This window comes from Pseudomonas sp. JDS08PS003 (assembly GCF_045013505.1).
Taxonomy (GTDB): Bacteria; Pseudomonadota; Gammaproteobacteria; order Pseudomonadales; family Pseudomonadaceae; genus Aquipseudomonas; species Aquipseudomonas protegens_B.
The window spans coordinates 3,788,060-3,813,349 of record NZ_CP120724.1; the positions used below are offsets into that span (position 1 = coordinate 3,788,060).

Sequence of the window (25,290 nt, forward strand, 5' to 3'; positions counted from 1 at the left end):
AAGTACCAACACTTAACCAACTAATAAGCACCGGAGAAACACCATGAAACCTACAATGGCTCTCAAACCACTGGTTTTCGCACTGGCCGCAGTCATGGCAATGGCCGCCCAGGCAGGTGGAAATAACAACGGTCACAACGGCGGTCATGGCAATGGCCATGGCGATCATGATCAAGGTCCAGACCTCAGCACCCTGCTGCAAATCACCGCCGGGGCCGGTGCTGCAGTGATCGACGTGCAGAACAGCAACACCAACGTGGTGAAAAACCAAGGCACCAACAACAACGCCAAGATGGACAACTCCCTCAACAATTCCAACGGCAACATGGGTGCCAACGTCGCCGCCGGCGACGGCAACCAACAAGACAACGCCGCCGCCCTGGCAACCGCTGACGAAAGCTTCATCTTCGGCAGCGCCGTGGCTGCTTCCAGCGCCACCCAGGTCAACAACAATAACTATGTGAAAAACTCTTCGACACAGAACAACGCTGTGTTGAACAACTCCGGCAACAACGGTTCCGGCAACATCGGCATCAACGTTACCGCCGGCGACTTCAACCAACAGAAAAACAACCTGGCAATCGCCGTGTCCGGTGGCCGTGTAGCCACTGCCGCCGCTGCAGCCAACCAGCAGTCGACCAATCTGGTCGTGGATAACAAAGGTGTCCAAGCCTACAAAAAAGACACCCTCACTGGCGGCTTCGTAGCCCATGGCAGCTACAAAGGTACCGGCAGCGGCAAAATCGAAGGCGACGATCATGGCGGCGGCCATGGCCACGACAACAAAGGTGGTCATGACAACGACGATCAAAAATTCACCTTCAAGGAACAAGGCACCATCGAACTGGCTGGCTACTGGACCCAGCAAGTGCTGACCAAAGACGGCTGGAAAAACCCAGTGGTCAACAACGCCAGCATGACCAACTCGATGAACGGCTTCTCCGGCAACGGCGGCGCCAACGTCTCGGCCGGTGTGGGCAACCAACAAAGCAACTCGCTGTCCATCGCTGCTGGCTGCAAAGCCTGCATGTAATCGCGATCGTAACGAAAGCCCCGGAAACGGGGCTTTTCCACAGTCCGACTCAGGCGTAACGATCATGCGTACTGCGATCCTCTCTCTCTTGCTTTGCCTCTGTGCTCCCGTCCAGGCTGCGCAGATGGCCGTCGCCGGCCTGCCCGGTGGCAACCTGATCTTCAAACAGGTGCAGAGCGTGCGTGAGCGCAAGTTCAGCGACATCGTCGAACAGAAGACCGACTTCAGCTGCGGTGCCGCCGCACTGGCGACCATTCTGCGTCAAGCCTACTGGCTTGATGTCGATGAGGAGCACGTCATCAAGGGCATGCTGGTCAATTCGGATCAGGGCCTGGTTCGCACCCAGGGCTTTTCCATGCTCGATATGAAGCGCTACGTGGAAAGCATCGGCATGCGCGCCCGAGGCTACCGGATTCCGCCCGACAAGCTCGAAGCGGTGACCATTCCGGTGGTGGTACTGATGGAAATTCGCGGCTACAAGCACTTCGTGGTGATGCAGCGGGCCCAGAAAGACTGGGTCTACATCGGTGACCCGGTGTTGGGCCACAAGCGTTACTCCCACGAAGACTTCGTCAAAGGCTGGAATGGAATCGTGTTCGCCATCATCGGCCCCGGCTACGACAAGACTAACGCCTTGCTCGAACCACCTGCCCCGCTGACCGCGAAGAACAAGTTCGATGGTTTCTACCCGGTCAAAGACGCGGACCTGATGGACTTCGGTTTTATCCAGAGTGACTTCTTCTAGCAGTTCTAGAAGCCCGAACAATCATAAAGGGGCAGGACGCTCCGGGAGCAGCAAGCAGATGAAGACTTCATACTGGCTGGCAGCCGCCTGCCTGGCAGCAGCTCTTCCAGCCCATGCTGGTTTCAAGCCCGAACTCATCCAGGATCAGGAGTTATCGCAGTTACGGGGCCGTTACGTAATGCCGGGGCGGATTATCAGCTTCGGCATTGTCATGAGCAGTACCTGGCGCAACGCCAGCGGTGACCTGATCGGTGCGACCACCTCGCTGCAGATCCAGCAAGCCACCATCAAACCGGAATTCTACGTTTCCACCATCACCCAGACCGGTAACGGAACTACGCCGCCCCCAGGCACCGGCAACGTGATCGGCGGTGCAGGCCTGGCCAGTAGCCAGGGCGTGACCCAGAGCGTGAGGGCTGCCGGCGACGGCAACTCTGCCTACAACAACATCAGCATCAATGTCACAGAGGCCAACCAGGCACCCGCCTTGGCCGCCGGGGTCGGCCAGGCCTTGATGAGCGGCCAGACCATCACCGGCAGCAACGCCGCCGGCAGCGTGGCGGTATCGGCCCTCAATGGCGGTATCCAGATGGCGATACAGGCCAACGGCAATCAGGGCAATGCACTGCAGCAGGTGGCCCAGGGCAATCTGCTGCAAAACACCCAGTTGATGGGTAACAGCAACCTGGTCAACAACCTGACTCAACTCAATGTGGTACTCAGAAACAACGGTCCCAGCAACGGTGCTTTGGACTGCAACCTGACTACGCTCGACGCTCTACGCAAATTCTGATCTTGAACTACGCTGATTCTCGACCATTGGGGTTCACAAGGGACGGTTTATTTCATGTATCGATCGGTTTCACTGCGCGCAGTAATGTGTTTAAGCACTCTATTACCGGCGGCGCTGGTCCAAGCAGCGCCGGATGCCGATGTAGAGACCCTGAAACGCGAACTTCTGGAGCTCAAGCAACGTTACGAAGTACAGCAGAAGGCCTTGGCGGTACTTGAGCAACGGGTGCGTCAGGTAGAGGATCAGCCAGCAGCGCCACCGCCCAAGCGCCTGGCCAAGTCGCCGGCGGACCTCAAAGGCAATCAACAGGTTGCCGGCACAGGCGCCGGAGCGGCGTCCGGAGGAGCAGCCGGGGGCGCTTCCTATGGTCAGTCGCTCAAGGATGATTCGGCTCCGGCACAAAGCGTCAGCAACCTTTACGACGAAGCCAGTGGCTTCTTCGGCGGCGGCAAGTTCAGCGTCGAGACCGGCTTGACCTACGCCCGCTACGACGCCCGACAACTCACGGTCAACGGCTTCCTCGCGCTGGACTCGATCTTTCTCGGCAACATCAACCTGGACCGGATCAAATCCGATACCTGGACCCTGGACCTGACCGCGCGCTACAACCTCAACAACCGTTGGCAATTCGACATCAACGCACCCGTGCTGTATCGCGAGTCCACCTTCCAGTCCGGTGGTGGCGGCGGCTCCGGCACCCAGACCACCGAGGAATCGGTGACCCGTGACCCGACATTGGGGGACGTGAACTTCGGCGTGGCTTACAAGTTCCTCGACGAATCGGAGTTCTGGCCCGACGCCGTGGCCACCCTGCGAGTCAAGGCACCCACCGGCAAGGAACCGTTTGGCATCAAGCTGGTTCGATCCGCAGGCAACAACAACCTGTACGTGCCTGAAAGCCTGCCCACCGGTAACGGCGTCTGGTCGGTCACCCCCGGGATCTCCCTGGTCAAGACCTTCGATCCGGCCGTGCTGTTCGGGACCCTGGCCTACACCCACAACCTGGAAGAGTCGTTCGATGACATCAGCTCCACGGTTGGCAGCAAGACCCCCGGCAAGGTCCGCCTGGGTGACAGCTTCCAGATCGGTGCCGGTGTAGCCTTCGCCCTCAACGAGAAGATGAGCATGTCCTTCTCGGTGTCCGACCTGGTGCAGCGCAAGAGCAAACTCAAGCAGGACGGTGGCGATTGGCAATCGGTGGTCTCCAGTGACGCCAACGCCGGTTACTTCAACGTCGGCATGACCATCGCGGCCACCGAAAACCTGACCATTGTGCCCAACCTGTCCATCGGCATGACCGAGGACGCTCCGGCCTTCACCTTCAGCCTGAAGTTCCCCTACTACTTCTGATCCACCGGCAAAAACGCCAAGGCCCGCTGCGATTGCTCAATCGCAGCGGGCCTTGGCGTTTTCGCCGCCCTAGCGGATCTGGTGCTTGTGCAACAAACGGTAAAAAGTCGGACGCGAGATGCCCAGCACCCGGGCAGCCACGCTGAGGTTGTCGCTGTGCCGGTTGAGCACGTCGCACAGGGCCTGACGCTCGGCGCGGTGCTTGTAGTCTTCCAGGGTGCCCATGGGCAGATCCTGGGCTTGCAGGCCCTGCAATCCCAGGTCACTGGCCTGGATCTGCCGCCCCTCGGCCAGCACCAGGCCCCGGCGCACCCGGTTGGCCAGTTCGCGGACATTGCCCGGCCAGTCATGTTTGCCCATGGCCACCAGAGCGTCCTCACTGAAACTGCGAGGCCGGCGCCCGGTTTCCTGGCTGTAAAAGTGAGCAAAGTGGCTGGCCAGCATCCCCAGGTCGCCGTGACGCTCACGCAGCGGCGCCGTGATCACCTGCAGCACGTTCAACCGGTAATACAGATCCTCGCGAAAACGACCACTGGTGATGGCCGCCTCCAGGTCCACGTGGGTCGCAGCCAGCACCCGTACATCCACGGGTATCGGCTGGCTGCCGCCTACCCGCTCGATGTGCTTTTCCTGCAGGAAGCGCAGCAGATTGGCTTGCAGTTCCAGCGGCAAATCACCGATCTCATCGAGGAACAAGGTGCCGCCATGGGCCGCCTCGATGCGCCCGACCTTGCGTTGGTGTGCCCCGGTAAAAGCGCCCTTTTCATGGCCGAAAAGCTCGGACTGGATCAGGTGTTCGGGAATCGCCCCGCAGTTGATCGCCACAAAGGGCTTGTCGTGACGCTGGGACTGGCGATGCAGAGTCCGCGCCACCAGCTCCTTGCCGGTGCCGCTCTCGCCACGGATCAGGACCGGTGACTCGGTGGGCGCCAGTTTGCTCAGCAGCTTGCGCAGGTCGCGGATCGGCCGGCTGTTCCCCAGCAACTCGTGCTCGGGCTGGTCCACATGGATCGAGCCCTGGCCCCTCAGGCGGGCCATGCCGAAGGCCCGGCCCAGAGTCACCTGAACCCGGGATACGTCGAACGGCAAGGTATGGAAGTCGAAAAACCATTCGCAGACAAAGTCACCGACCTTTTGCAGGCGCAGGACTTCCGGACTCAGCACCGCAATCCACTCGGTGCCGCTGTGGCTGATCAGGTCCTTGACCGCTTCCGGGCGCTCCAGGTGAAAGGGTTGCAGGCGCAGCAAGCCGACATCGCAGGAACGCTCACGGGCAGACTCCAGGTCACAGCTATCCACATCCCAGCCAATGGCGCGCAGACCGGGTAGAAGGCGATGGCAGTCGTCACAGGGATCGACCACCAGCAAGCGGCGCTGCACGGGAGCTTCGAGCATGACTGTACCTTGGCGCCAAGAGGATGGAAAAGTTATTAGAAACAGTGGTTTGGCTAACCTGGCTGTAACACTAGCAAGAACTTGACGCGTGAATGTACCAATTGCTTATAGCGCTTCTTCCCAAAGGAACTAAGGTGCCGCCAGAACTTCGCCCAGAGTGACTGATTGTCGCAGTTGTTTTTTAGAAACCCCGTAACTAATGGCCCTGTCACAGGGCTCAGACGCGAAAGTTGTAAAAACTTGTTTTTCCGTGTGACCCGATCACTACCTCAGTGCATCAGTACAAGTGACCAGCCGAACGGTAAGCCCAACCGACGGCACATCATCTGATTGGGCACATAGAGAGAAGACCCCATGAACGCCCCGCTCCGTAGAAACGAAGCACTTTTGATCGCCGACCGCGCATTCAAGCCTTTTCAATGCGTGGCCTGGGCCCCACAGGACGGGAACGGCGAACTGAGCCTGACCGTCATCGACCGTACCAGTACCCGTATCGGTCAAACCCGGATTCCCAGCAGTGCCTACTCTGATCCAGCCCAACTGGAAGACCTGCTCAAACAAGCCCGCGCTGAACTGAGCCAGGAAGGTTATATCTTGCAGTCTTGGGCCATGCCCAAGTAAGCGATGCTGTTAGCGGATCACCCGAACAGGTGATCCGCTATTTAAGCAAAACAACTAAGCACGCTATCTATTTCCCCTTCGCTACAACTTTTACCTTCAGGGTAGTGGTTGTTTTGGCTATTGCAGAAGCGCCACCTCCTCGCTGTTTCCAGCTGTTGTCCCCTTTGCCTCTCCGATGGCCTCTCAGGGCCGCCCCATCAGTGGGTCACTGATGCTGTGCGCCCCGGTTTCCAACCGTCCGGCCACCCGGCGCAACCAGCCTGCGTCACTGCGCAGGGTCAAGTCATACCAGCCACCGCTGGACTCACAGGCAAAGACCTGGCGCACCTCTGCTCCCCCAGGCACGGCCAGGGTCCAGGGTCCTTGCTGGGTATAAGGGCAGCGATCGATAGTGACCGATACCCCACGCGTACCCGGATTGCTCAGGGTGAACTGCAGTTGGTTGTTGCTGGACGTCACCAACAGCTCCGGCTGCAACTGTTGCAGTTGACCGCTGAAACTGCGGTGGAAGCCATTGGGACCCAATACCCACAGCTGATAGCGCTCCACCACCGGCCAGCTGTCCTGCAGCGCCTTGCCGGCCTCCACTGTGTAACGACGCGGAATATCGCTCAGGTGCAGGCCGTCATAGACATGGAACACTGCACCCTGCCCGCCGGTGTTCTGCAGGCTCAGAGACAGCGTCTTGGCCTTGGGGTCTACCTGGCTGTCGACATGCAGACGATATGGCAATGCCCGTGAGGGGCGTGCCAGCCGCGGCTGGTGCGGTGGCAGCTGCTGGCTGGCCAATGGCACCGGCACCTGAAGCAGTTTTTCCTGGCGCTGGCGCAAACCATCGGCGGCCTGGCGGGTGGTGGTCTGCAGCGCCGGCAATGGCTCATGGTTAGGGTCGACGAAATTCAACGCCGACGTCAGGTCGCCACATACCGCACGCCGCCATGCACTGATATTCGGCTCCCGCACACCAAAGCGCTTCTCCAGAAATTGCAGCACCGAGGTGTGATCGAACACCTGGGAGTTGACCCAGCCTCCCCGGCTCCAGGGAGACAGCACCAACATCGGCACCCGCGGTCCAGGGCCATACACGCCGCCATCGGGCAGTGGTTGCTGGGTCGAGCCGGGTGGCGCCGGATGCTTGAACAGTTCGCTGTCGAAACCCAGCGTGGACTTGCCGGCAAAGCTGCCATCCTGGCGCTGGGAAGGTGCCGACGGCGACGGCACATGGTCGAAGAAGCCATCGTTTTCATCGTAGGTGAGCAACAGCACAGTCTTGCTCCAGACCTCGGGATTGCTGGTCAGCGCCAGGAGGATCTCCTGGGTGAACCAGCCGCCCTGGACCGGACTCGATGGGCCGGGATGCTCGGAATAGGCGGCCGGCGCAACAATCCAGCTGACCTGGGGCAACTTGCTGGCCTGCACGTCATTGCGAAATCCACCAATGATGGTCTCCAGATTGCTGCCGCTGCTGGCCGGCAAGGTATTGCCATTGCCCTTGTACAGCGGAGCCACGGCGTTCAAGGCATCGCTGTAGGGCACAAAGGCATTGAAGTCCTTGGGCGGCTGGGCTGGATTGCCCACCTGCACGCTGGCGGCACGGTACTGACGGAAGCCGGCCAGGGGGTTGTCGCCAAAATTGTCCGGCAGGTGCTGGTAGACCTTCCAGCTGACGCCCTGCTCTTCCAGGCGTTCAGGATAGGTCTTCCAGCTGTAGCCGACGTTTACCGCGCCCGGACCATCCCATTCGTTGACCACCGCGGCGACCTTTGCCGCTGTCGGGCCGTTGCAACCGGTCCAGAGAAACAGCCGATTGGGGTTGGTGCCAGCGTGCACCGAACAGTGATAGGCGTCGCACAGGGTGAAGGTGTTGGCCAGGGCGAACTGGAACGGCAATTCCTGCTCACGGTAATAACCCATGGACGTGGTGGTCTTGTGGGTCGGCCAGGCATTCATGCGGCCGTTGCCCCAGGCCGCATGTGCATCTGCCCACGAATGGGGCGTGCCACTGACGCGCTGGGCGTTGCCTTTGGTGCTGTCCAGGTGATACGGCATCACCAACCGGCCCTTGCCCTGTTGTTCCCAAACCTCGCGCTGACCGGGCAGCGGAATGGTAAAGCGGTCACTGAAACCCCGCACCCCGGGAAAAGTACCGAAGTAATGATCGAAAGAGCGATTTTCCTGCATCAGGATCACTACGTGTTCGACGTCCTTGATCGTCCCCGTACGGTTATTCGCCGGTATTGCCAGGGCTTGGCGAATAGCCACTGGCAAGGATGAAAAGAATGAACCGATAGCGGCCGCTTGCAATAGCTTCCTGCGTGAAAGACTGGGCATGGGTGATTGAATCCTTATGGTTGCAGCGCGATATATGACGCTGCAATAAAAGTATTCACCTCAAGTAACAATGCAGTGACATTGTCATTGCACTTGCATCAAGTCGATATTGCTCAGGCCTGCTGCCTCACAAACATTCCACGTTCTCAAGGTTGCAGAAGAATATTTCATGAATAAAACACCCGAGCTTGCAAAGCCGTCTTGGACAACCAGACCCAGGAACAATATCGACCCGTGGCCTTATTGAAGATTGTCCGCCACTTCATTGCGTTGAACCCGCAACGGATTGAATACCAGCCGGATAAACTGCGGGTCCCGTGCGAGTTTGTAGTCCGGACCGACAAAGTACTCCTTGGCCTCCGGATCATTCTGGCCAAGATATAGAATCCAGGCCGTTGTAATACCGGCGAACTCGTTTTCCCGGACACTTCGCACCGGACTGAAATGGGTGGCGTTATGGGCCGTGGCACTCCATCCCGGCACTGCCTTGATCAACCCACCCTGCCAGAGCCGCGGCCAGGCCCAGGCCGGCACCACCACATCCGCGGCCCCGGTGAGCACCAGGGTCGGAGTCTTGACGGTAGAGCCAAGGCCTATGGGCCCGGGCTCGATGGGCAGCGAGCCGATGTAGCGCAGCTGTGGATCGATGTCCTTCAAGGTGCCAGGCAGCAGACTCGACGACAGGATCGACGCCCCGCCGCCGGCGGAATGCCCCGCTACTATGGTGCGGGACAGGTCGACCTTACCGAACAACGGTGAGGTTGGGTCCTGGTTGAGCTTGCTCAACTCAAGAGCGCCGAGTACATGCATGCTGGGCGCGGTATTGATGAAGTCGGAGGAGATGATCACGATAAAGCCGTAACTCGCCCACAGCTTCAGCAGATCGGTGTATTGCCCCTGATTGGAAAGGATGCCGCCAACAAAGTTGACCACCGGCAACTTGTCCAGATTCTTTATATTGCTCGGGTAATAAACGCTGGTGGAAATCGGACTGGAAAAACCATATGGAAAGGACGAGTTACATTGAACGCTGTTGTCCAACAGCATGATCTTCGCCAACACCCCCAACAAACCACGACAATCACTCAGGACCGCATTGGTAGTTACTTTGTAGGGCCCCGGTGACTTGGCATATTGATCATTGGCCAGCCCCAGCGCCGGAACAAGTTGCGAGGCACCAGCCAGACTCCCGCTAGTAATGAACAGACCGGCCAAACACAGTTGCACTGCCACCTTGCGTATCGATCTCATTGATAAGTCCTTTATCTACCTGCGTTCCCTGCATGACCGAATATTCCCTCACGGCCGTGCCCCTCTTACTGCCAATCACCTGAACTTCATCCAACTGCAACAACGCTTAAACATTTCAAACTTAGTTGCCCAGCAGACCCTGGCGACCCTAAAACAGGTCAATTTCCAAGGTCAATCCTTATTTAAACTAGAGCAATCCGCCGAAGCGCCGATAGAAGCTCTCGCCTACATCCGGTAGTGGACCATCGGCGCTCTCCAGAGCCGTGGCCAGCCACTCCTCGGCCTTGGCCTGGATCAAGCGATAGATGTTGCGACACAGCTGGCGTGCTGCCCGGCCCTCCCAATCGCCGGGAAGCAGTTCGTCTGGCAGTTGCGGGTCGCGCAGCAACAGCTTGCGGTACTCATGAATCAGCAGCAGGCGAGCCAGGAAACAGTCGGACGGCTGCAGTTGCTCCTGTTCCCGCAGGGCCTGCCAGAGGGGACGAAACAGTTGGATGAATTCACTGTAATGGGCCGCCAGCTCTTCAATGTTCCAGCTCTCGCGCACTTGCTGGCGCAGGGCTCTGGAACCGAGCGCATCCTCGGGCGTGGTGGCAAAGACGATGGTGTCGTCCTGGGCGCCAAGCTCCAGCAAGGTGGCATTGATATCGGCGCGATCGCTGCGCGGGCATGCCAGCATCAGCGGCGACATCGCGGCAAACCCTTGCCACTCCAACTCTTCACGCACTTGCTTGCGCAACTCCGGCTGCAGTTGCCCGAGCATCACCAGGCACCAGGAACCGTCCCAGGCCGGCACACCGGCGCTGTAGACCCGCTTGAAGGCCTTGTCGAAACGACGGCGACCGGCCAGGGTCAGGCTGTAGTAACTGCGGCGACCGACCTTTTCGGCAGTCAGCCAGCCCTCCTTGCTCAGGCGGAAAATCGAGGTACGGATCAGCCGCTCGTTGATCCCCATGGGCTCCAGCAGTTGAATCAGGCTGCCCAACCAGACGGTGCCGCCATGGGGCTCGATGGCATCGCCGTACAGGGTGATGATCAGCGAACTGGCGCGGATCGGGGTCTGCTCCTGAAAGCGTTTGATCAGGTGATTCAGTGGCGCTAGGGACGACATGGACGTACCGGAAAAAAAAGGAAGGAATATAGCCGGTTTAAGGCCGTTGCAGCGGCCCGGCGTATTCATGGGGGTTCATTGGCCTGCCTTGGGACGAAAGCCGCCGTCAGCGATTCGCGGCCGATCGACCTCGACCCGAGACAGCGGCTCACAGGCTTGCATCCGCTCCAGGCAGCGACGGGTCAAATGCTGGTACTCCCGGGTGCCGGCCAGCTTCCAGGCCACTTCCTCGTCGCTCAACTGACGCGTGACCCGCGCCGGCGCGCCCATGACCAGCGATTGCGGTGCGCATTCGAAGCCGGCCTTGACCAATGCTGCCGCCGAGACGAAGGAGCGTGGCGCAATAAAGGCGTTGTCCATCACCACCGCATTCATGCCCACCAGCGCATCGGCGCCAATCCGGCAGCCGTGCAACACAGCGCCATGACCGATATGACCATTGCGCTCCACCACCGTGTCGCTATCGGGGAAGCCGTGCATGACGCAGGTGTCCTGCAGATTGGCCCCCTCTTCGAGGACAATCCGGCCGAAATCCCCCCGCAGGCTGGCCAGGGGGCCGACATAGCAGTGGGGGCCGACTATCACATCGCCGATCAGCACCGCCGAAGGGTGTACATAGGCACTGGGATCGACCACCGGAGTCAATCCGTCAAGGCTGTAGCACGTCATGCTGTTTCTCTCTCTGATCAACAGGAGCTGCTGTTGTTGGAGCGACCGGGGAGGCGGTCCACTTACCCGCGAATACACCGCCGAGAATGCACGACACCAGTCCCCCCAGGATACCGATACAACGCGGACGGCATTTTGTATCAGATTATTCTCGGCACACAACAGCCCTTGAAAAACACTGGCCTGCTCCGCCACTAACCCCACAACCGGCAAACCATAAAGGATGTAGCCTGAATCAAGGGCGCCAGGCAGCATCCCGTCGACCTTCCGTCCCGAACAGGTCGCAGTCGAGAGCGAATAATAGGACACATTAATAATCTTTTAATCTTGATTTTATGTATCGCATTGGCGATATACTCGGCGAAAACCGGCTCCCGGGCCGACCCAACAATCGAGCCGGCAAACGGCCGCATCACGCCGAGGACATCCACCATGCCTCAATACCTTGCCGTCAAAACCCTGAACAGAGTGTCCCGACCATGAACTTCGCCACCATCCTGTTCTCCATCAGCGAGGGCGTCGCCCTCCTCAGCCTCAACCGCCCCGAACAGCTCAACAGTTTCAACCCGCAGATGCATGGCGAGGTGCAAGCGGCCCTCAAACACGTGCGCAACAACCCCGAGGTGCGGGTCCTGCTCCTGACCGGCGAAGGCCGCGGCTTCTGCGCGGGGCAGGACCTGGGCGAGCGCAACGTCGCACCCGGCGACGCAGCGCCGGACCTGGGTGCATCCATCGAACAGTTCTACAACCCGCTGGTGCGCGAGCTGCGCGACCTGCCGTTACCGGTGATCTGTGCAGTCAATGGTGTGGCCGCCGGCGCTGGCGCCAACCTGCCCCTGGCCTGCGATCTGGTGCTGGCGGCGCGCTCCGCGAGCTTTATCCAGGCCTTCTGCAAACTCGGACTGATTCCCGATTCCGGCGGCACCTGGCTGCTGCCACGCCTGGTGGGCATGGCCCGGGCCAAGGCCCTGGCCCTGCTCGGCAACCGCCTGAGCGCCGAACAGGCCGAGCAATGGGGGTTGATCTACCAGTGCGTGGACGACGCCTTGCTGCGCGATGAAGCCCTGAGCCTGGCCCGGCACCTGGCGACCCAACCCACCTATGGCCTGGCGCTGATCAAGCGCAGCCTGAATGCCAGCCTGCACAACAGCTTCGATCAGCAACTGGAGCTGGAGCGCGATCTGCAACGCCTGGCAGGGCGCAGCGACGACTACCGAGAAGGCGTCAGTGCCTTCATGGAGAAACGCGCTCCCGTGTTCAAGGGACGCTGAAATGGCCCCGCTGCCCGATATCGCAGAGACTGCCGCAGTCGTTACCGGGGCACGAGCGTCCATCACCCTGATCATTCAGAGGCGCTAACCCGCGCCTGCAGGACTCTCCCGGGAGCCAGCCGTGGCGCTCCCGGGTCATGCACTCAGAACCCGCAGCGGCGGGTTGAAAGACAACAACAATACGAGTGACACCATGAACATGCCGATAGCCCGAACCGTGCCCGAAGTGCCGCTGGACCCGATGGAAACCGCCAGCATCGACCACCTGCGCCAGCATCAGCTGGAGCGCCTGCGCTGGAGCCTGAACCACGCCTACGCCAAGGTGCCCCTGTATCGCCAGCGCTTCGACGCCCTGGGCGTGCATCCCCAGGACATCCAGCGCCTGGAGGACCTTGCCCAACTGCCCTTCACCACCAAGTCCGACCTGCGGGACAACTACCCCTACGGCATGTTCGCGGTGCCCATGCAGGAGGTGGTGCGCCTGCATGCCTCCAGCGGCACCACCGGCAAGCCCACCGTGGTGGGCTATACCCGCAACGACATCGACACCTGGGCCCAGGTGGTGGCCCGGTCGATCCGCGCCGGCGGCGGCCGGCCCGGAGACAAGGTGCATGTCTCCTATGGCTACGGCCTGTTCACCGGCGGCCTGGGGGCACACTACGGTGCCGAACGCCTGGGGTGCACCGTGATTCCCATGTCCGGCGGCCAAACCGAGAAACAGGTGCAACTGATCAAGGATTTCCAGCCGGACATCATCATGGTCACGCCGTCCTACATGCTCAACATCGCCGACGAGATCGAACGCCAGGGTCTTGATCCCCACAAGCTGGCCCTGCGCCTGGGAATCTTCGGCGCCGAACCCTGGACCGACGAACTGCGCGACGCCATCGAGCAGCGCCTGGGCATCAAAGCCCTGGACATCTACGGGCTGTCGGAGATCATCGGCCCGGGAGTGGCCATGGAATGCGCCGAGACCCGCGACGGACCGACCCTCTGGGAGGATCATTTCTATCCCGAGATCATCGACCCATTGACTGGTCAGGTACTGCCCGATGGTGAAATGGGCGAGCTGGTGCTCACCTCCCTGACCAAGGAGGCACTGCCGATGATCCGCTACCGTACCCGCGACCTGACCCGCCTGCTGCCGGGCACGGCGCGGCCCATGCGGCGCATCGACAAGATCACCGGACGCAGCGACGACATGCTGATCATTCGCGGGGTCAATGTGTTTCCGACTCAGGTAGAGGAGCAAGTGCTCAAAGCCGTACACCTGGCCCCCTGTTACGAGATCCATCTGTATCGACACGGCAACCTCGACAGCGTCGACATCCACGTCGAGCTCAAGAGCGAGTACCAGCAGTTGGGGGATGAGCAGCAAAGGGCCATCTGCAGCGAACTGAGTCGCCACATAAAAACCCATATTGGCATCAGCTCACGTATCGTTTTGCAGCCCCCTTTCAGCATCAAGCGCTCGGAAGGCAAGGCCTGCCGGGTGGTCGACAGCCGTAAATAGCTTTAGCGCAAGCATTGGAGCCCCGTGATGACGGGGCTTTTTTTCGTCTGTCATTCGGGTATGGAGGCAAAGCGATACAGAAACAAAACATGACACGTTATTTTGTGTTTGATATTTATTTATGTATCACATATAAACATTCACAGCCTCACCCACACCTGCAACCCGGGAGACACTGCATGTACGCACAGCTGGTAGAGACGGGGGTCAAGCGCATCAAGCCGCTGGCAGAAATGTCCGAGCAGGAGCGCACCTTCCAGGAAAAGATCGACGGGGAAATCAAGATCGAGGCCAAGAACTGGATGCCCGATGCCTACCGCCAGACCCTGATCCGGCAGATTTCCCAGCATGCCCACTCGGAAATCGTCGGCATGCTGCCCGAAGGCAACTGGGTCACCCGCGCGCCGACCCTCAAGCGCAAGCTGCAACTGATGGCCAAGATCCAGGACGAAGCCGGCCACGGCCTGTACCTGTACAGCGCCATGGAAACCCTCGGCGCCGATCGCGACGAAGAAGTCGCCAAACTCCACAGCGGCCGGGCCAAGTATTCCAGCATCTTCAACTACCCAACCCTGAACTGGGCCGACATGGGCGCCGTGGGCTGGCTGGTGGACGGCGCCGCCATCGTCAATCAGGTGGTGCTGCAGCGCACCTCCTACGGCCCCTACTCCCGGGCCATGGTGCGCATCTGCAAGGAAGAGAGCTTCCACCAGCGCCAGGGCTACGAAATCCTCCTGACCATGATGCGCGAGGGCAACCAGGCACAACGGGAGATGGTCCAGGACGCCATCAACCGCCTCTGGTGGCCGGCCCTGATGATGTTCGGCCCCAGCGACGAACACTCCCCCAACAGTGCCCAGTCCATGGCCTGGAAAATCAAGCGCCAGAGCAATGACGAACTGCGCCAGCGCTTCATCGACCAGACCATCCCGCAGCTGGAGCTGCTGGGCTGCACCTGCCCCGACCCGGAGCTGAAATGGAACGCCGAGCGCGGCCATTACGACTTCGGCGAAATTCAGTGGCAAGAGTTCTACGAGGTGCTCAAGGGCAATGGCCCGTGCAATCAGGAACGCCTGGAGACTCGCCGCAACGCCATCGACGACGGCGCCTGGGTACGGGCCGCCGCCGTGGCCCATGCACAGAAGAAAGCCAACAAGAACGCCGCCTGAGCGCGCACCCAGCCTGATCCGGAGTCAATACAATGTCTGAATGGACCCTCTACGAAGTCTTCGTGCGCAGCAAGCACGGCCTCAATCACAAGCATGTCGGCAGCGTGCATGCCGCCGACGACGCCATGGCCATGAACAACGCCCGGGACCTGTACACCCGGCGCAGCGAAGGCGTAAGCCTGTGGGTGGTGCCCTCGGCGCAGATAGTCGCCTCCTCCCCCGATGACAAGGACCCGCTGTTCGACCCTGCGGACGACAAGGTCTACCGCCACGCCAGCTTTTATCAGCTGCCCCCCGAAGTCGGACACATGTGAGGCCGGCCATGAACCCTACAAACGATCTGATCGACCACCTGCTGCGCCTGGGCGACAGCGCCCTGATCCAGGGCCAGCGCCTGTGCGAATGGTGCGGCCGGGCGCCGGCCCTGGAAGAAGAACTGGCGCTGATGAATGTCGGCCTCGACCTGGTGGGCCAGGCCCGCAACTGGCTGGACTATGCCGCCGAGCTGCTGGCCGATGGGCGCGACGCCGACCATCTGGCATTCCGCCGGGACGAGCGGGCCTACCGCAACCTGCTGCTGGTGGAGCAGCCCAACGGTGATTTTGCGCTCACCATGCTCAAGCAGTTCTTCTATGACGCCTGGCACCTGGAAACCCTCCAGGGCCTGAGCCAGTCCAGCGACCCGCGCCTAGCCGGAATCGCCGCCAAGGCGCTCAAGGAAGTCACCTACCACCTGCGCCGCTCCAGCGAATGGGTCGAGCGCCTGGGGGACGGCACCGAGGAAAGCCACCAGCGCATGCTGCAGGCGACCCCGCGGCTGTGGCGCTTCACTGGCGAGCTGATTGAGCACCACGCCGGTGAGATCCAGCTGCATCAGGCGGGTCTGTGGGCGGACCCGGCCCGGGTTGCCGAAGCCTGGCGCGCCACCGTAGAAGCCGTGTTCTGCCGGGCGACCCTGCCCGTGCCCGAGGCCCCGAGCCCTTTCTACCTGGACGCGCGCCGGGGCCTGCACAGCGAACACCTGGGCCCGCTGCTGGCCCAGATGCAATTCCTGCCGAGGGCCTACCCCGATGCGGTCTGGTGAGTTGATCGGCAGCGACCAGGGCGCGCGGCCGATGCGGCCTGGGGACCTGGACCTGGCCTGGGCCACCCTGGATCGGGTGATGGACCCCGAGGTGCCGGTGGTCAGCGTGCTGGACCTGGGCATCGTTCGCGACCTCGGCTGGCAACAGGGCCACCTGCGGGTGTCGGTCACTCCGACCTATTCCGGCTGCCCAGCCACCGAAGTGATCGAGAGCGACATTCGCCAGGCCCTGGAACAGGCAGGCTTCGCGGCACCCAGACTATTGCGCCAGCTGACCCCGGCCTGGACCACCGACTGGATCACCGAGCGTGGCCGCCAGCGCCTGCAGGCCTACGGTATCGCGCCACCTTCGGGCAGCAGCAAGCGCAGCCTGCTGGGGGAGGCGCCTGCGGTGCACTGCCCGCAGTGCGGCAGCGCCCACAGCGAACGCCTCAGCGAGTTTGGTTCCACCGCGTGCAAGGCCCTGTATCGCTGCCGTGACTGCCTGGAACCCTTCGACTACTTCAAATGCATCTGAGCCGCCAGCCGCCTCAGAGGAGAACCGCCATGAGCCAGTTCCACCGCCTCACCATCAAGGACGTACGCAGCGAAACCCGCGACGCGGTGTCCATTGCCTTCGAGATTCCCCAGCACCTGCAGCAGCAGTTCCACTTCACCCAGGGCCAGCATCTGGTATTGCGTACCGAGCTGGATGGCGAGGAAGTGCGCCGTTCCTACTCCATTTGCACCGGGGTCAATGACGGTGAACTGCGCATCGCGGTGAAGCGCATCAATGGTGGGCGTTTCTCCGCCTTCGCCAATGAGCGGCTGCAAGCCGGACAGTCTCTTGAAGTGATGCCCCCCGCCGGGCGTTTCCATGTAGAGCTCGACCCCCAGCGTCGCGGCCATTACCTGGCGGTGGCCGCAGGCAGCGGCATCACGCCAATCCTGTCGATCATCAAGAGCACCCTGGAAACCGAGCCCCACAGCCGCATCACCCTGCTCTACGGCAACCGTTCCAGCGCCTCGGCGCTGTTTCGCGAACAATTGGAGGACCTGAAGAACCGCTACCTGCAGCGCCTCAACCTGGTGTTCGTCTTCAGCCGCGAGCAGCAGGACATAGACCTCTACAACGGCCATATCAACCAGGACAAATGCCAGCAGTTGTTTGCCCGCTGGCTCGATGTCCGGCAATTGGACGCGGCCTTTATCTGTGGCCCCCAGGCCATGACCGAGAGCGTGCGCGACAGTCTCAAGGCCGCGGGCATGGACGCCGAGCGAATCCACTTCGAGCTGTTTCATGCAACCGGCGACGGACACAAACGCCAGGCCCGTGAAGCCGCCCGAGTGCTGGACGCCCAGGTCAGCCGGATCACCGTGATCAGCGATGGCCGGGCCCTGGCCTTCGACCTGCCGCGCAACAGCCTGAGCCTGCTGGACGCCGGCAATGCCCAAGGCGCCGAACTGCCCTATTCGTGCAAGGCCGGAGTCTGCTCCACCTGTAAATGCAAGGTCATCGAAGGTGAAGTGGAAATGGACAGCAACCACGCGCTGGAAGACTACGAAGTGGCGGCCGGGTACGTGCTTTCCTGCCAGTCGTTCCCGGTCAGCGCCAAGGTGGTGCTGGACTTCGACCAGCTCTGAACCCTGCCCTCACGAAGATCCCGGATTGGCACTGGTGCCTCCGGTGCCAGCAGTCACTGGGTCCACTCACCGGCACGGAGCACTCCGCGCCGGCCTTAATTCACCGTTCGGAGCGTTCTTCCATGTCACAGTCTCCTACCCTGCAAAGTTTTATCGCCGGCCGCTGGGTTGGCCAACACCCGGCCCAGGCACTGCGCAGCGCCATCGATGGCCATGAAGTGGCCCGCACCCACGAAGAGCCCCTGGACTTCGCCGAGGCCCTGGAGCACGGGCGCCAACAGGGTGGCCGCGCCTTGCTGGCCCTGGATTTCCAGCAGCGGGCCCAGCGTCTCAAGGCCCTGGCGCTGTACCTCAGCGAACGCAAGGAACAGCTGTACGCCCTGTCCCACCACAGCGGCGCGACCCGGGCCGACAGCTGGATCGATATCGAAGGCGGCAACAGCACCCTGTTCAGCTACGCCGGACTCGGCTCTCGGGAGCTGCCGTCGGGCAACCTGCTGCATGAAGGCCCGGCGCAATCCTTGAGCAAGCTCGGCAGCTTTGCCGGCACCCACATCCTGGTGCCCCGTGGCGGCGTGGCGGTGCACATCAACGCGTTCAACTTTCCCATCTGGGGCATGCTGGAGAAGTTCGCCCCGTGCTTCCTCGCCGGCATGCCGTGCATCGTCAAACCCGCCAGCGCCACCAGCTACCTGACCGAAGCCACCGTGCGCCTGATGCATGAATCCGGCTTGCTGCCAGAAGGCAGCCTGCAACTGGTGATCGGCGGCACCGGCGACCTGCTGGATCGCCTGCAAGGCCAGGACCTGGTGACGTTCACCGGTTCCGCCGTCACCGCTGGCAAACTGCGATCCAACCCCAACCTGATCCGCCACTCGGTGCCCTTCAATGCCGAAGCCGACTCCCTGAACTGCGCGATCCTGGCGCCGGACGTGACCCCGGACGACCCGGAGTTCGAGCTGTTCATCAAGGAAGTGGTGCGAGAGATGACGGTCAAGGCCGGTCAGAAATGCACCGCCATCCGCCGCGCCATGGTCCCGACACAACACCTGGATGCCGTGGCCACGGGATTGCGCGAGCGCTTGTCCAGGGTGGTGGTGGGCGATCCGTCGGTGGAAGGCGTACGCATGGGCCCCCTGGCCTCCCATGAGCAACAGCGGGACGTGACCGCGCGCCTGGAAAGCCTGCTGCACAGCAGCGATCTGCTGTTCGGCGCCCGGGACGGCTTCGAACCCCGGGGGGGAAATGTCAGCCAGGGCGCGTTCTTTGCCCCGACCCTGCTGCTGTCCCGTGATCCCCTGGCACAGGGTGGTGCCCACGATATCGAGGCCTTTGGCCCGGTCAGCACCTTGATGGCCTACGACGATCTGGACCAGGCCCTGGACCTGGCCGCTCGCGGCAAGGGCAGCCTGGTGGCCAGCCTGGTGACCAAGGACCCGGGCATCGCTGCCCAGGTCATTCCTCGGGCCGCGGCCTGGCATGGCCGGCTGCTGGTGCTGGACCGCGAATGCGCCGGCGAATCCACTGGCCACGGCTCGCCGCTGCCGCAACTCAAGCATGGTGGCCCGGGCCGCGCCGGCGGCGGCGAAGAGCTGGGCGGCCTGCGGGCGGTCAAGCACTACCTGCAGCGTGCAGCCGTCCAGGGCTCCCCGAGCATGTTGGCCGCGGTAACCGGCGAACACGTGCGTGGCGCCAAGGTTATCGAGACGCAGGTCCACCCGTTTCGCCGGCACTTCCAGGACCTGCAGATCGGCGAATCCCTGCTGACCCACCGGCGCACTGTCACCGAGGCCGATCTGGTGAACTTCGGGTGCCTGTCAGGGGACCACTTCTATATGCACTTCGACGAGATCGCCGCCAAGGAGTCGCAATTCGGCAAGCGTATTGCCCACGGCTACTTCGTGCTCTCTGCGGCGGCCGGGCTGTTCGTGTCCCCGGCACCGGGCCCGGTGCTGGCCAACTATGGCCTGGATACCTTGCGCTTCATCAGCCCGGTGGGCATTGGCGACACCCTGCAGGCGCGCCTGACCTGCAAGCGCAAGATCGACCAGGGCAAACAGAGCCCCCAGGGCACCCCGCAAGGGGTGGTGGCCTGGGACGTGGAAGTGACCAATCAACTGGGTGAACTGGTGGCCAGCTACGACATCCTGACCCTGGTCGCCAAACGCACCACCTGACCGCAGGAGCCGGTTTGCCGGCGAACAGGCCCTCACGACGAGGTCGACCTTGAGGCTGCCTTCGCCAGCAAGCTGGCTCCTACAAGAGTTGGCCGCAGCACCGACACCGTAGGAGCCGGCTTGCCGGCGAATGGCTCTCACGACGATGTCGACCTTGAGAAGGCCTTCGCCAGCAAGCTGGCTCCTACAGGTGGGGGGGATATTGTGGCAAAAGATTTCATGGATTCTTGATTCTCGATCCGGCTTGCGGCAAGTTGCGCGCTTCTCACTACTAGGAGCAGCCCATGTCCGGCTCAATGGCCCAGGCGTTCGCGCACAATTTTCTCGGCCACTCACCCCGCTGGTACAAGGCAAGCATCATCGCCTTCCTGCTGCTCAACCCCCTGCTGTTCTTCTGTGTCAGCCCGGCAGCGGCCGGCTGGTGCCTGGTGATCGAATTCATCTTCACCTTGGCCATGGCCCTGAAGTGCTACCCCTTGATGCCCGGCGGTCTGCTGTTGGTGCAAGCGCTGTTGCTGGGCATGGCCACGCCCCAGGCGCTGTACGACGAGCTGGTGCACAACTTCCCGGTGATCCTGCTGCTGATGTTCATGGTGGCGGGCATCTATTTCATGAAGGAACTGCTGCTGTTCCTGTTCTCGCGCCTGCTGCTGGGGGTACGGTCCAAGGCCCTGCTGGGGCTGCTGTTCTGCTTTCTGTCAGCCTTTCTCTCGGCCTTTCTCGACGCCCTGACCGTTACCGCAGTGATCATCAGTGCCGCCGTGGGCTTCTACTCGGTGTACCACCGGGTGGCCTCCGGCAATGACCCACGCCAGGACAGCGGCTATGGCGATGATCAGCATCTGCCTTCCCTGCACCACGACGACCTGGAGCAGTTCCGCGCTTTTCTGCGCAGCCTGCTGATGCACGGTGCCGTGGGCACGGCTCTGGGGGGCGTATGCACCCTGGTGGGCGAACCACAGAACCTGTTGATCGGCCATGAAATGGGCTGGCACTTTGCCGAATTCTTCCACAAGGTGGCGCCAGTTTCCCTGCCGGTGCTGGCCGCCGGACTGGTGACCTGTGTGCTCCTGGAAAAACTGCGCTGGTTCGGCTACGGCACCTTGCTGCCGGACAACGTGCGCCAGGTACTGGCCAACTACGCCGCCGAAGACGACGCCCAGCGCACCGCACGGCAACGGGCAGCCTTGCTGGTCCAGGGGCTGGCGGCGCTGATCCTGATTGTCGGCCTGGCCCTGCACGTTGCGGAAGTCGGGCTGATCGGTCTGTTGGTGATTGTGCTGATCACCGCCTTCACCGGAATTACCGACGAACACCGGCTGGGCAACGCCTTCAAGGACGCCATGCCCTTCACCGCCCTGCTGGTGGTGTTCTTTGCCGTGGTGGCGGTGATTCATCAGCAACAGCTGTTCGTGCCACTGATCCAGTGGGTGCTGGCGCTGCCGGCGGACCAGCAGCCAGGCATGCTGTTCATTGCCAATGGCCTGCTGTCGGCCATCAGCGACAATGTGTTCGTCGCCACCATCTACATCACCGAAGTGAAACAAGCCTTTGTCTCCGGGCAGATGAGTCGCGAACACTTCGAGACCCTGGCCATCGCCATCAACACCGGCACCAATCTGCCCAGCGTCGCCACCCCCAATGGTCAGGCCGCCTTCCTGTTTCTGCTGACTTCGGCAATTGCGCCACTGGTGCGCCTGTCCTATGGACGGATGGTGTGGATGGCCCTGCCCTACACCGTGGTGATGGGCCTGCTGGGCTGGTATGCGGTGAGTTACTGGCTTTAACGCAGGAGGATGTAGCGCTCGATCGCTTCGGCAGCACCATCATCCTGGTTGCTGCCGGTGATCACGTCGGCCTGGTCCTTGACCTGCTCTTCGGCCTGGCCCATGGCAATCGACAACCCGGCACGCTGAAACATCGCCGGGTCATTACCGCCATCCCCCAGGGCCGCTGTACGCTCCAGGGGCACGCCGAGGTGCTCGGCCAGGGTCACCAGGGCTTGTCCCTTGTCCGCCTGCACGGCAGTGACATCAAGGAACCGTGGTTGCGAACGGGAGGCCTGGGCCAGCCCGGCCGTTTTTCCCTGCAACCGCGCTTCCAGCTCCAGCAGCAGCCGGTGGTCATTACTGGCGGCAACGATCTTGTCGATCCGCGGCAGGTAATCCGCGAAACTGTCCACCACCTTCGGCCCATAGCCCAGCGCCTGGCGCTCAAGGGGCATCAAGGGACCGTCGAGGTCGCGCACCAGCCACTCGTTGTCGGCAAAGACCCAGGTTTCGATCTGCGGATACGGCTGGAACAGCAGCAAGGCGGTGACCGCCGCCTCCACCGGTACATGATGGCGAACCAGGAAGCTGCCATCGGGATTGACGATACTGCCACCATTGAACCCGGCAGTCGGCAGATCCACACCCAGGGCCTCGATCTGCTGCTGCATGGCCCGCGGCGGACGCCCGGTGGCCAGGCTGAAGGCTACGCCGGCTTCACGCAGGGCGCGGACTGCGTCCAGGGTTCGAGGGCTGAAGCGGTGATCCGGGCGCAACAGGGTGCCGTCCATATCGCTGAGCAGGAACTCGATGGGCCGCACCTTGCCCCCCTTCATCCGAGAGCCCGCCACACGCGACCGTCCCGGGCCAGCAGCTCATCACCGGCATCCGGGCCATCCTCACCCGCAGGGTAGGTCTGCACCGTCGCGTCCTGCTTCCAGGCATCGAGGAAAGGCTGCACGGCGCGCCAACCGTTCTCGATATTGTCCGCCCGCTGAAACAGCGTCTGGTCACCGATCAGGCAGTCGTAGATCAGCGTCTCGTAGCCGGTGGACGGCTGCATTTCAAAGAAGTCCCGGTAGGCGAAGCCCAGTTCGATATTGGCCATGTCCAGGCTTGGCCCGGGCTTCTTCGCCAGCAGGTCGAACCACATGCCTTCGTTGGGCTGGATCTGGATCCGCAGGTAGGTCGGCGACAGTCGATCAACTTCGGTATCGCGAAACTGCGCGTAGGGTGCCGGCTTGAAGCAGATGACGATTTCGGTGTCACGCACGCTCATGCGCTTGCCGGTGCGCAGGTAGAACGGCACCCCGACCCAGCGCCAGTTGTCGATCATCACCTTCAGCGCGACATAGGTTTCGGTATTGCTGTGCGGCGCGACATTGGCTTCTTCGCGGTAGCCCGCCAGGGCCTTGCCCGCAACGGTGGCGGCGCGGTACTGGCCGCGCACCGAGTTGGCCCGAGCCTCCTCCAGTGACCAGGGGCGGATCGCCCCCACCACTTTGGCCTTCTCGCCGCGCACTGCATCGGCGCCAAAGGCCGCTGGAGGCTCCATGGCCACCATCGCCAGAAGCTGGAACAGGTGATTGGGCACCATGTCCCGCAGGGCGCCGGTGTGTTCATAAAAGCTGCCACGGGTTTCGACCCCGACGGTTTCCGCCGCGGTGATCTGCACGTGGTCGATGTAATGGTTGTTCCAGAACGCCTCGAACAGGCTGTTGGAAAAACGGCTGACCAGGATGTTCTGGACCGTTTCCTTGCCCAGGTAATGGTCGATGCGATAGATCTGTTTCTCGCTCATGACCTTGAGCAAGCAAGCGTTGAGAGCCTCGGCAGTCTGCAGATCGGAGCCGAAGGGCTTCTCGATCACCACCCGGCGAAAGGCATCCGGCCCCTCCTCCAGCAACCCCGAAGCCCCCAGGCGCTGCACCACTTCACTGAAGAAGCGCGGCGCGGTGGCCAAGTAGAACACCGCGTTGCCGGTGCCGCTGGCGGCAATCCGCGCCGCCAGTTCGGCATAGGTGGAGTCGTCGAGGAAGTCGCCCTGGACGTAGCTGATACCACGGGTCAGGCGAGCCCAGACGGCGGCGTCCACGGACGCCCCCTGGCCTTGTTTGTTGAGCACTTCATCGCGAAGGAAGTCTTCTAGCAAGGTGGCGAACTCAGCGTCGCTCACCGCGTTGTGGTCGACGCCGACAATCCGCAGTCCCTCATCCAGCAAGCCGTCGCGGCTCAGGTTGTACAGCGCCGGAGTCAGCAGGCGCTTGACCAGATCACCGCGGGCGCCGAACAGGAACAGCGTGGTCGGCGGCGCGGGCAACGCCTTGGACTTCTTTCGCGTAGAGGTCATTTCTTACCGGTCTCCACATGGCCGCCAAAGCCGAAGCGCATGGCTGACAGCAGCTTGTCGCCATAGGTGCCCTGGCCGCGAGAACGGTAGCGGGAGAACAACGAGTTGGACAGCACCGGAACCGGCACCGCCTGCTCCATGGCCGCTTCGATGGTCCAGCGCCCTTCGCCACTGTCGGCCACGGCACCGGAAAAACCGTCGAGCTTCGGATCGCCGGCCAGGGCATCGGCGGTCAGGTCCAGCAGCCAGGAGGACACCACGCTGCCGCGACGCCAGACTTCGGCGATGTCCGCCACATTGAGGTCAAAGCGCTGGTCTTGCGGGAGGATGTCCGAAGACTTGGTCTTGAGGATGTCAAAGCCCTCGGCGAAGGCCTGCATCATCCCGTACTCGATGCCGTTGTGGATCATCTTGACGAAATGCCCGGCACCGGCAGGACCGGCATGGATATAGCCACGCTCGGCACGGTCGTCATCGGAAACGCGATCCTTGGTCCGTGGAATCGAACCCAGGCCGGGGGCCAGGGCCGAGAACAGCGGGTCCAGACGCAGCACTTCATCAGCATCGCCGCCGATCATCATGCAGTAGCCGCGCTCCAGGCCCCAGACGCCGCCGGAGGTGCCGACGTCGATGTACTTCAGGCCTTTTTGCGCCAGATCCCGAGCGCGGCGGATGTCGTCCTTATAGTAGGTGTTGCCGCCGTCGATGATCACATCACCCGGCTCCAGCAACTGGCTCAGGGTGTCGATGGTCTCTTCGGTGGGTGCGCCGGCCGGCAGCATGACCCAGACCGCGCGGGGTTTTTCCAGGCCGGCCACCAGGCCTGGCAGGTCGGCGACGCCCTTGGCGCCTTCGGCGGCCAGGGTGCTGACGAAATCGGTGTTGCGGTCAAAGACTACGGTCTCGTGCCCATTGAGCATCAGGCGCCGTGCAATGTTGCCGCCCATGCGGCCCAGTCCAATAATCCCCAGTTGCATGTGCTGATGCTCCTACTGCAAAAAATTCAGATCAAAAATGTATAGCCCAAAGGGCTGG

Annotated in this window: 22 protein-coding genes; 14 read left to right on the plus strand and 8 right to left on the minus strand. The window is 61.9% G+C overall.

Translation table 11 applies throughout. The features are described 5' to 3' along the window. Window positions 1-43 precede the first annotated feature (43 nt). The 4 genes from P7C00_RS16930 (at window position 44) to P7C00_RS16945 (ending at window position 3,921) form a co-directional block, all read left to right on the plus strand. Complete coding sequence (locus P7C00_RS16930) at window positions 44-1,033, plus strand: heme utilization protein (RefSeq protein WP_346634375.1); 990 nt, start codon at window positions 44-46, stop codon at window positions 1,031-1,033. A gap of 64 nt (window positions 1,034-1,097) precedes the next feature. Next, window positions 1,098-1,778, plus strand: coding sequence for a C39 family peptidase (locus tag P7C00_RS16935; protein ID WP_346634374.1), 681 nt, complete (start codon window positions 1,098-1,100; stop codon window positions 1,776-1,778). A 58-nt stretch (window positions 1,779-1,836) separates the two neighbouring features. Beyond that, window positions 1,837-2,571: a hypothetical protein gene (locus P7C00_RS16940; protein ID WP_346634373.1), complete on the plus strand. Its 735-nt coding sequence runs from the start codon at window positions 1,837-1,839 to the stop codon at window positions 2,569-2,571. Window positions 2,572-2,625: 54 nt separating this feature from the next. Next, window positions 2,626-3,921 (plus strand): hypothetical protein, encoded by a 1,296-nt coding sequence (locus tag P7C00_RS16945; RefSeq protein WP_346634372.1) that lies wholly within the window; start codon window positions 2,626-2,628, stop codon window positions 3,919-3,921. 69 nt (window positions 3,922-3,990) lie between these two features. Here P7C00_RS16945 and P7C00_RS16950 read toward each other — a convergent pair whose 3' ends face one another. Beyond that, on the minus strand, window positions 3,991-5,316 hold the full coding sequence (locus P7C00_RS16950) for a sigma-54 dependent transcriptional regulator (protein WP_346634371.1): 1,326 nt from the start codon (window positions 5,314-5,316) through the stop codon (window positions 3,991-3,993). A 354-nt stretch (window positions 5,317-5,670) separates the two neighbouring features. On the opposite strand from P7C00_RS16950, the gene P7C00_RS16955 reads away from it, so the two are divergent. Beyond that, entirely contained in the window at window positions 5,671-5,937 is a 267-nt protein-coding gene (locus P7C00_RS16955) for a hypothetical protein (RefSeq protein WP_346634370.1), read from the plus strand. A 183-nt stretch (window positions 5,938-6,120) separates the two neighbouring features. Here P7C00_RS16955 and P7C00_RS16960 read toward each other — a convergent pair whose 3' ends face one another. From P7C00_RS16960 to paaY, 4 genes are all read right to left on the minus strand, one after another. Continuing rightward, complete coding sequence (locus tag P7C00_RS16960) at window positions 6,121-8,268, minus strand: phosphocholine-specific phospholipase C (RefSeq protein ID WP_404936906.1); 2,148 nt, start codon at window positions 8,266-8,268, stop codon at window positions 6,121-6,123. Window positions 8,269-8,508: 240 nt separating this feature from the next. Then, on the minus strand, window positions 8,509-9,519 hold the full coding sequence (locus P7C00_RS16965) for an adenylate cyclase (protein WP_404936907.1): 1,011 nt from the start codon (window positions 9,517-9,519) through the stop codon (window positions 8,509-8,511). 187 nt (window positions 9,520-9,706) lie between these two features. Continuing rightward, entirely contained in the window at window positions 9,707-10,630 is a 924-nt protein-coding gene (paaX, locus tag P7C00_RS16970) for a phenylacetic acid degradation operon negative regulatory protein PaaX (RefSeq protein WP_404936908.1), read from the minus strand. Window positions 10,631-10,705: 75 nt separating this feature from the next. Beyond that, window positions 10,706-11,299 carry a phenylacetic acid degradation protein PaaY gene (paaY, locus tag P7C00_RS16975; protein ID WP_346634366.1) on the minus strand — a complete coding sequence of 198 codons (594 nt, stop codon included), beginning with the start codon at window positions 11,297-11,299 and terminating at the stop codon, window positions 10,706-10,708. Window positions 11,300-11,778: 479 nt separating this feature from the next. Here paaY and paaG point away from each other — a divergent pair, with 479 nt between their 5' ends. The 9 genes from paaG to nhaB all read left to right on the plus strand — a co-directional run bounded on the left by paaG (window position 11,779) and on the right by nhaB (window position 21,923). Further along, on the plus strand, window positions 11,779-12,570 hold the full coding sequence (gene paaG / locus P7C00_RS16980) for a 2-(1,2-epoxy-1,2-dihydrophenyl)acetyl-CoA isomerase PaaG (protein WP_346634365.1): 792 nt from the start codon (window positions 11,779-11,781) through the stop codon (window positions 12,568-12,570). 193 nt (window positions 12,571-12,763) lie between these two features. Continuing rightward, window positions 12,764-14,083 (plus strand): phenylacetate--CoA ligase PaaK, encoded by a 1,320-nt coding sequence (gene paaK / locus P7C00_RS16985; protein WP_404936909.1) that lies wholly within the window; start codon window positions 12,764-12,766, stop codon window positions 14,081-14,083. 179 nt (window positions 14,084-14,262) lie between these two features. After that, complete coding sequence (gene paaA, locus P7C00_RS16990; protein ID WP_123725264.1) at window positions 14,263-15,252, plus strand: 1,2-phenylacetyl-CoA epoxidase subunit PaaA; 990 nt, start codon at window positions 14,263-14,265, stop codon at window positions 15,250-15,252. 32 nt (window positions 15,253-15,284) lie between these two features. Beyond that, the gene (gene paaB / locus P7C00_RS16995; RefSeq protein WP_110597045.1) at window positions 15,285-15,566 is read left to right on the plus strand and encodes a 1,2-phenylacetyl-CoA epoxidase subunit PaaB; all 282 of its coding nucleotides are present in this window, start codon (window positions 15,285-15,287) and stop codon (window positions 15,564-15,566) included. 8 nt (window positions 15,567-15,574) lie between these two features. Then, window positions 15,575-16,336 (plus strand): 1,2-phenylacetyl-CoA epoxidase subunit PaaC, encoded by a 762-nt coding sequence (paaC, locus tag P7C00_RS17000; protein ID WP_346634363.1) that lies wholly within the window; start codon window positions 15,575-15,577, stop codon window positions 16,334-16,336. After that, on the plus strand, window positions 16,323-16,853 hold the full coding sequence (gene paaD / locus P7C00_RS17005) for a 1,2-phenylacetyl-CoA epoxidase subunit PaaD (RefSeq protein WP_346634362.1): 531 nt from the start codon (window positions 16,323-16,325) through the stop codon (window positions 16,851-16,853). Before paaC ends, paaD begins: the two co-directional genes overlap by 14 nt. A gap of 29 nt (window positions 16,854-16,882) precedes the next feature. Further along, on the plus strand, window positions 16,883-17,959 hold the full coding sequence (gene paaE / locus P7C00_RS17010) for a 1,2-phenylacetyl-CoA epoxidase subunit PaaE (RefSeq protein ID WP_404936910.1): 1,077 nt from the start codon (window positions 16,883-16,885) through the stop codon (window positions 17,957-17,959). 122 nt (window positions 17,960-18,081) lie between these two features. Next, window positions 18,082-20,136, plus strand: coding sequence for a phenylacetic acid degradation bifunctional protein PaaZ (paaZ, locus tag P7C00_RS17015; protein ID WP_404936911.1), 2,055 nt, complete (start codon window positions 18,082-18,084; stop codon window positions 20,134-20,136). A 284-nt stretch (window positions 20,137-20,420) separates the two neighbouring features. Beyond that, window positions 20,421-21,923, plus strand: coding sequence for a sodium/proton antiporter NhaB (gene nhaB, locus P7C00_RS17020; protein WP_404936912.1), 1,503 nt, complete (start codon window positions 20,421-20,423; stop codon window positions 21,921-21,923). Here nhaB and P7C00_RS17025 read toward each other — a convergent pair. From P7C00_RS17025 to gnd, 3 genes are read right to left on the minus strand one after another with little or no spacing between them, the layout of a single operon-like run. Then, entirely contained in the window at window positions 21,920-22,741 is an 822-nt protein-coding gene (locus P7C00_RS17025; RefSeq protein ID WP_346634358.1) for a Cof-type HAD-IIB family hydrolase, read from the minus strand. The two genes, nhaB and P7C00_RS17025, sit on opposite strands and share 4 nt — an antisense overlap. Further along, window positions 22,738-24,255 (minus strand): glucose-6-phosphate dehydrogenase, encoded by a 1,518-nt coding sequence (zwf, locus tag P7C00_RS17030; RefSeq protein ID WP_346634357.1) that lies wholly within the window; start codon window positions 24,253-24,255, stop codon window positions 22,738-22,740. Before zwf ends, P7C00_RS17025 begins: the two co-directional genes overlap by 4 nt. Then, window positions 24,252-25,232: a phosphogluconate dehydrogenase (NAD(+)-dependent, decarboxylating) gene (gnd, locus tag P7C00_RS17035; RefSeq protein ID WP_346634356.1), complete on the minus strand. Its 981-nt coding sequence runs from the start codon at window positions 25,230-25,232 to the stop codon at window positions 24,252-24,254. Before gnd ends, zwf begins: the two co-directional genes overlap by 4 nt. Window positions 25,233-25,290: the final 58 nt, after the last annotated feature.

Coding starts and splice junctions, on each gene's coding strand:
- P7C00_RS16930 (WP_346634375.1), top strand. CDS start 44: ATGAAACCTACAATGGCTCTCAAACCACTGGTTTTCGCACTGGCCGCA.
- P7C00_RS16935 (WP_346634374.1), top strand. CDS start 1,098: ATGCGTACTGCGATCCTCTCTCTCTTGCTTTGCCTCTGTGCTCCCGTC.
- P7C00_RS16940 (WP_346634373.1), top strand. CDS start 1,837: ATGAAGACTTCATACTGGCTGGCAGCCGCCTGCCTGGCAGCAGCTCTT.
- P7C00_RS16945 (WP_346634372.1), top strand. CDS start 2,626: ATGTATCGATCGGTTTCACTGCGCGCAGTAATGTGTTTAAGCACTCTA.
- P7C00_RS16950 (WP_346634371.1), bottom strand. CDS start 5,316: ATGCTCGAAGCTCCCGTGCAGCGCCGCTTGCTGGTGGTCGATCCCTGT.
- P7C00_RS16955 (WP_346634370.1), top strand. CDS start 5,671: ATGAACGCCCCGCTCCGTAGAAACGAAGCACTTTTGATCGCCGACCGC.
- P7C00_RS16960 (WP_404936906.1), bottom strand. CDS start 8,268: ATGCCCAGTCTTTCACGCAGGAAGCTATTGCAAGCGGCCGCTATCGGT.
- P7C00_RS16965 (WP_404936907.1), bottom strand. CDS start 9,519: ATGAGATCGATACGCAAGGTGGCAGTGCAACTGTGTTTGGCCGGTCTG.
- paaX (WP_404936908.1), bottom strand. CDS start 10,630: ATGTCGTCCCTAGCGCCACTGAATCACCTGATCAAACGCTTTCAGGAG.
- paaY (WP_346634366.1), bottom strand. CDS start 11,299: ATGACGTGCTACAGCCTTGACGGATTGACTCCGGTGGTCGATCCCAGT.
- paaG (WP_346634365.1), top strand. CDS start 11,779: ATGAACTTCGCCACCATCCTGTTCTCCATCAGCGAGGGCGTCGCCCTC.
- paaK (WP_404936909.1), top strand. CDS start 12,764: ATGAACATGCCGATAGCCCGAACCGTGCCCGAAGTGCCGCTGGACCCG.
- paaA (WP_123725264.1), top strand. CDS start 14,263: ATGTACGCACAGCTGGTAGAGACGGGGGTCAAGCGCATCAAGCCGCTG.
- paaB (WP_110597045.1), top strand. CDS start 15,285: ATGTCTGAATGGACCCTCTACGAAGTCTTCGTGCGCAGCAAGCACGGC.
- paaC (WP_346634363.1), top strand. CDS start 15,575: ATGAACCCTACAAACGATCTGATCGACCACCTGCTGCGCCTGGGCGAC.
- paaD (WP_346634362.1), top strand. CDS start 16,323: ATGCGGTCTGGTGAGTTGATCGGCAGCGACCAGGGCGCGCGGCCGATG.
- paaE (WP_404936910.1), top strand. CDS start 16,883: ATGAGCCAGTTCCACCGCCTCACCATCAAGGACGTACGCAGCGAAACC.
- paaZ (WP_404936911.1), top strand. CDS start 18,082: ATGTCACAGTCTCCTACCCTGCAAAGTTTTATCGCCGGCCGCTGGGTT.
- nhaB (WP_404936912.1), top strand. CDS start 20,421: ATGTCCGGCTCAATGGCCCAGGCGTTCGCGCACAATTTTCTCGGCCAC.
- P7C00_RS17025 (WP_346634358.1), bottom strand. CDS start 22,741: ATGAAGGGGGGCAAGGTGCGGCCCATCGAGTTCCTGCTCAGCGATATG.
- zwf (WP_346634357.1), bottom strand. CDS start 24,255: ATGACCTCTACGCGAAAGAAGTCCAAGGCGTTGCCCGCGCCGCCGACC.
- gnd (WP_346634356.1), bottom strand. CDS start 25,232: ATGCAACTGGGGATTATTGGACTGGGCCGCATGGGCGGCAACATTGCA.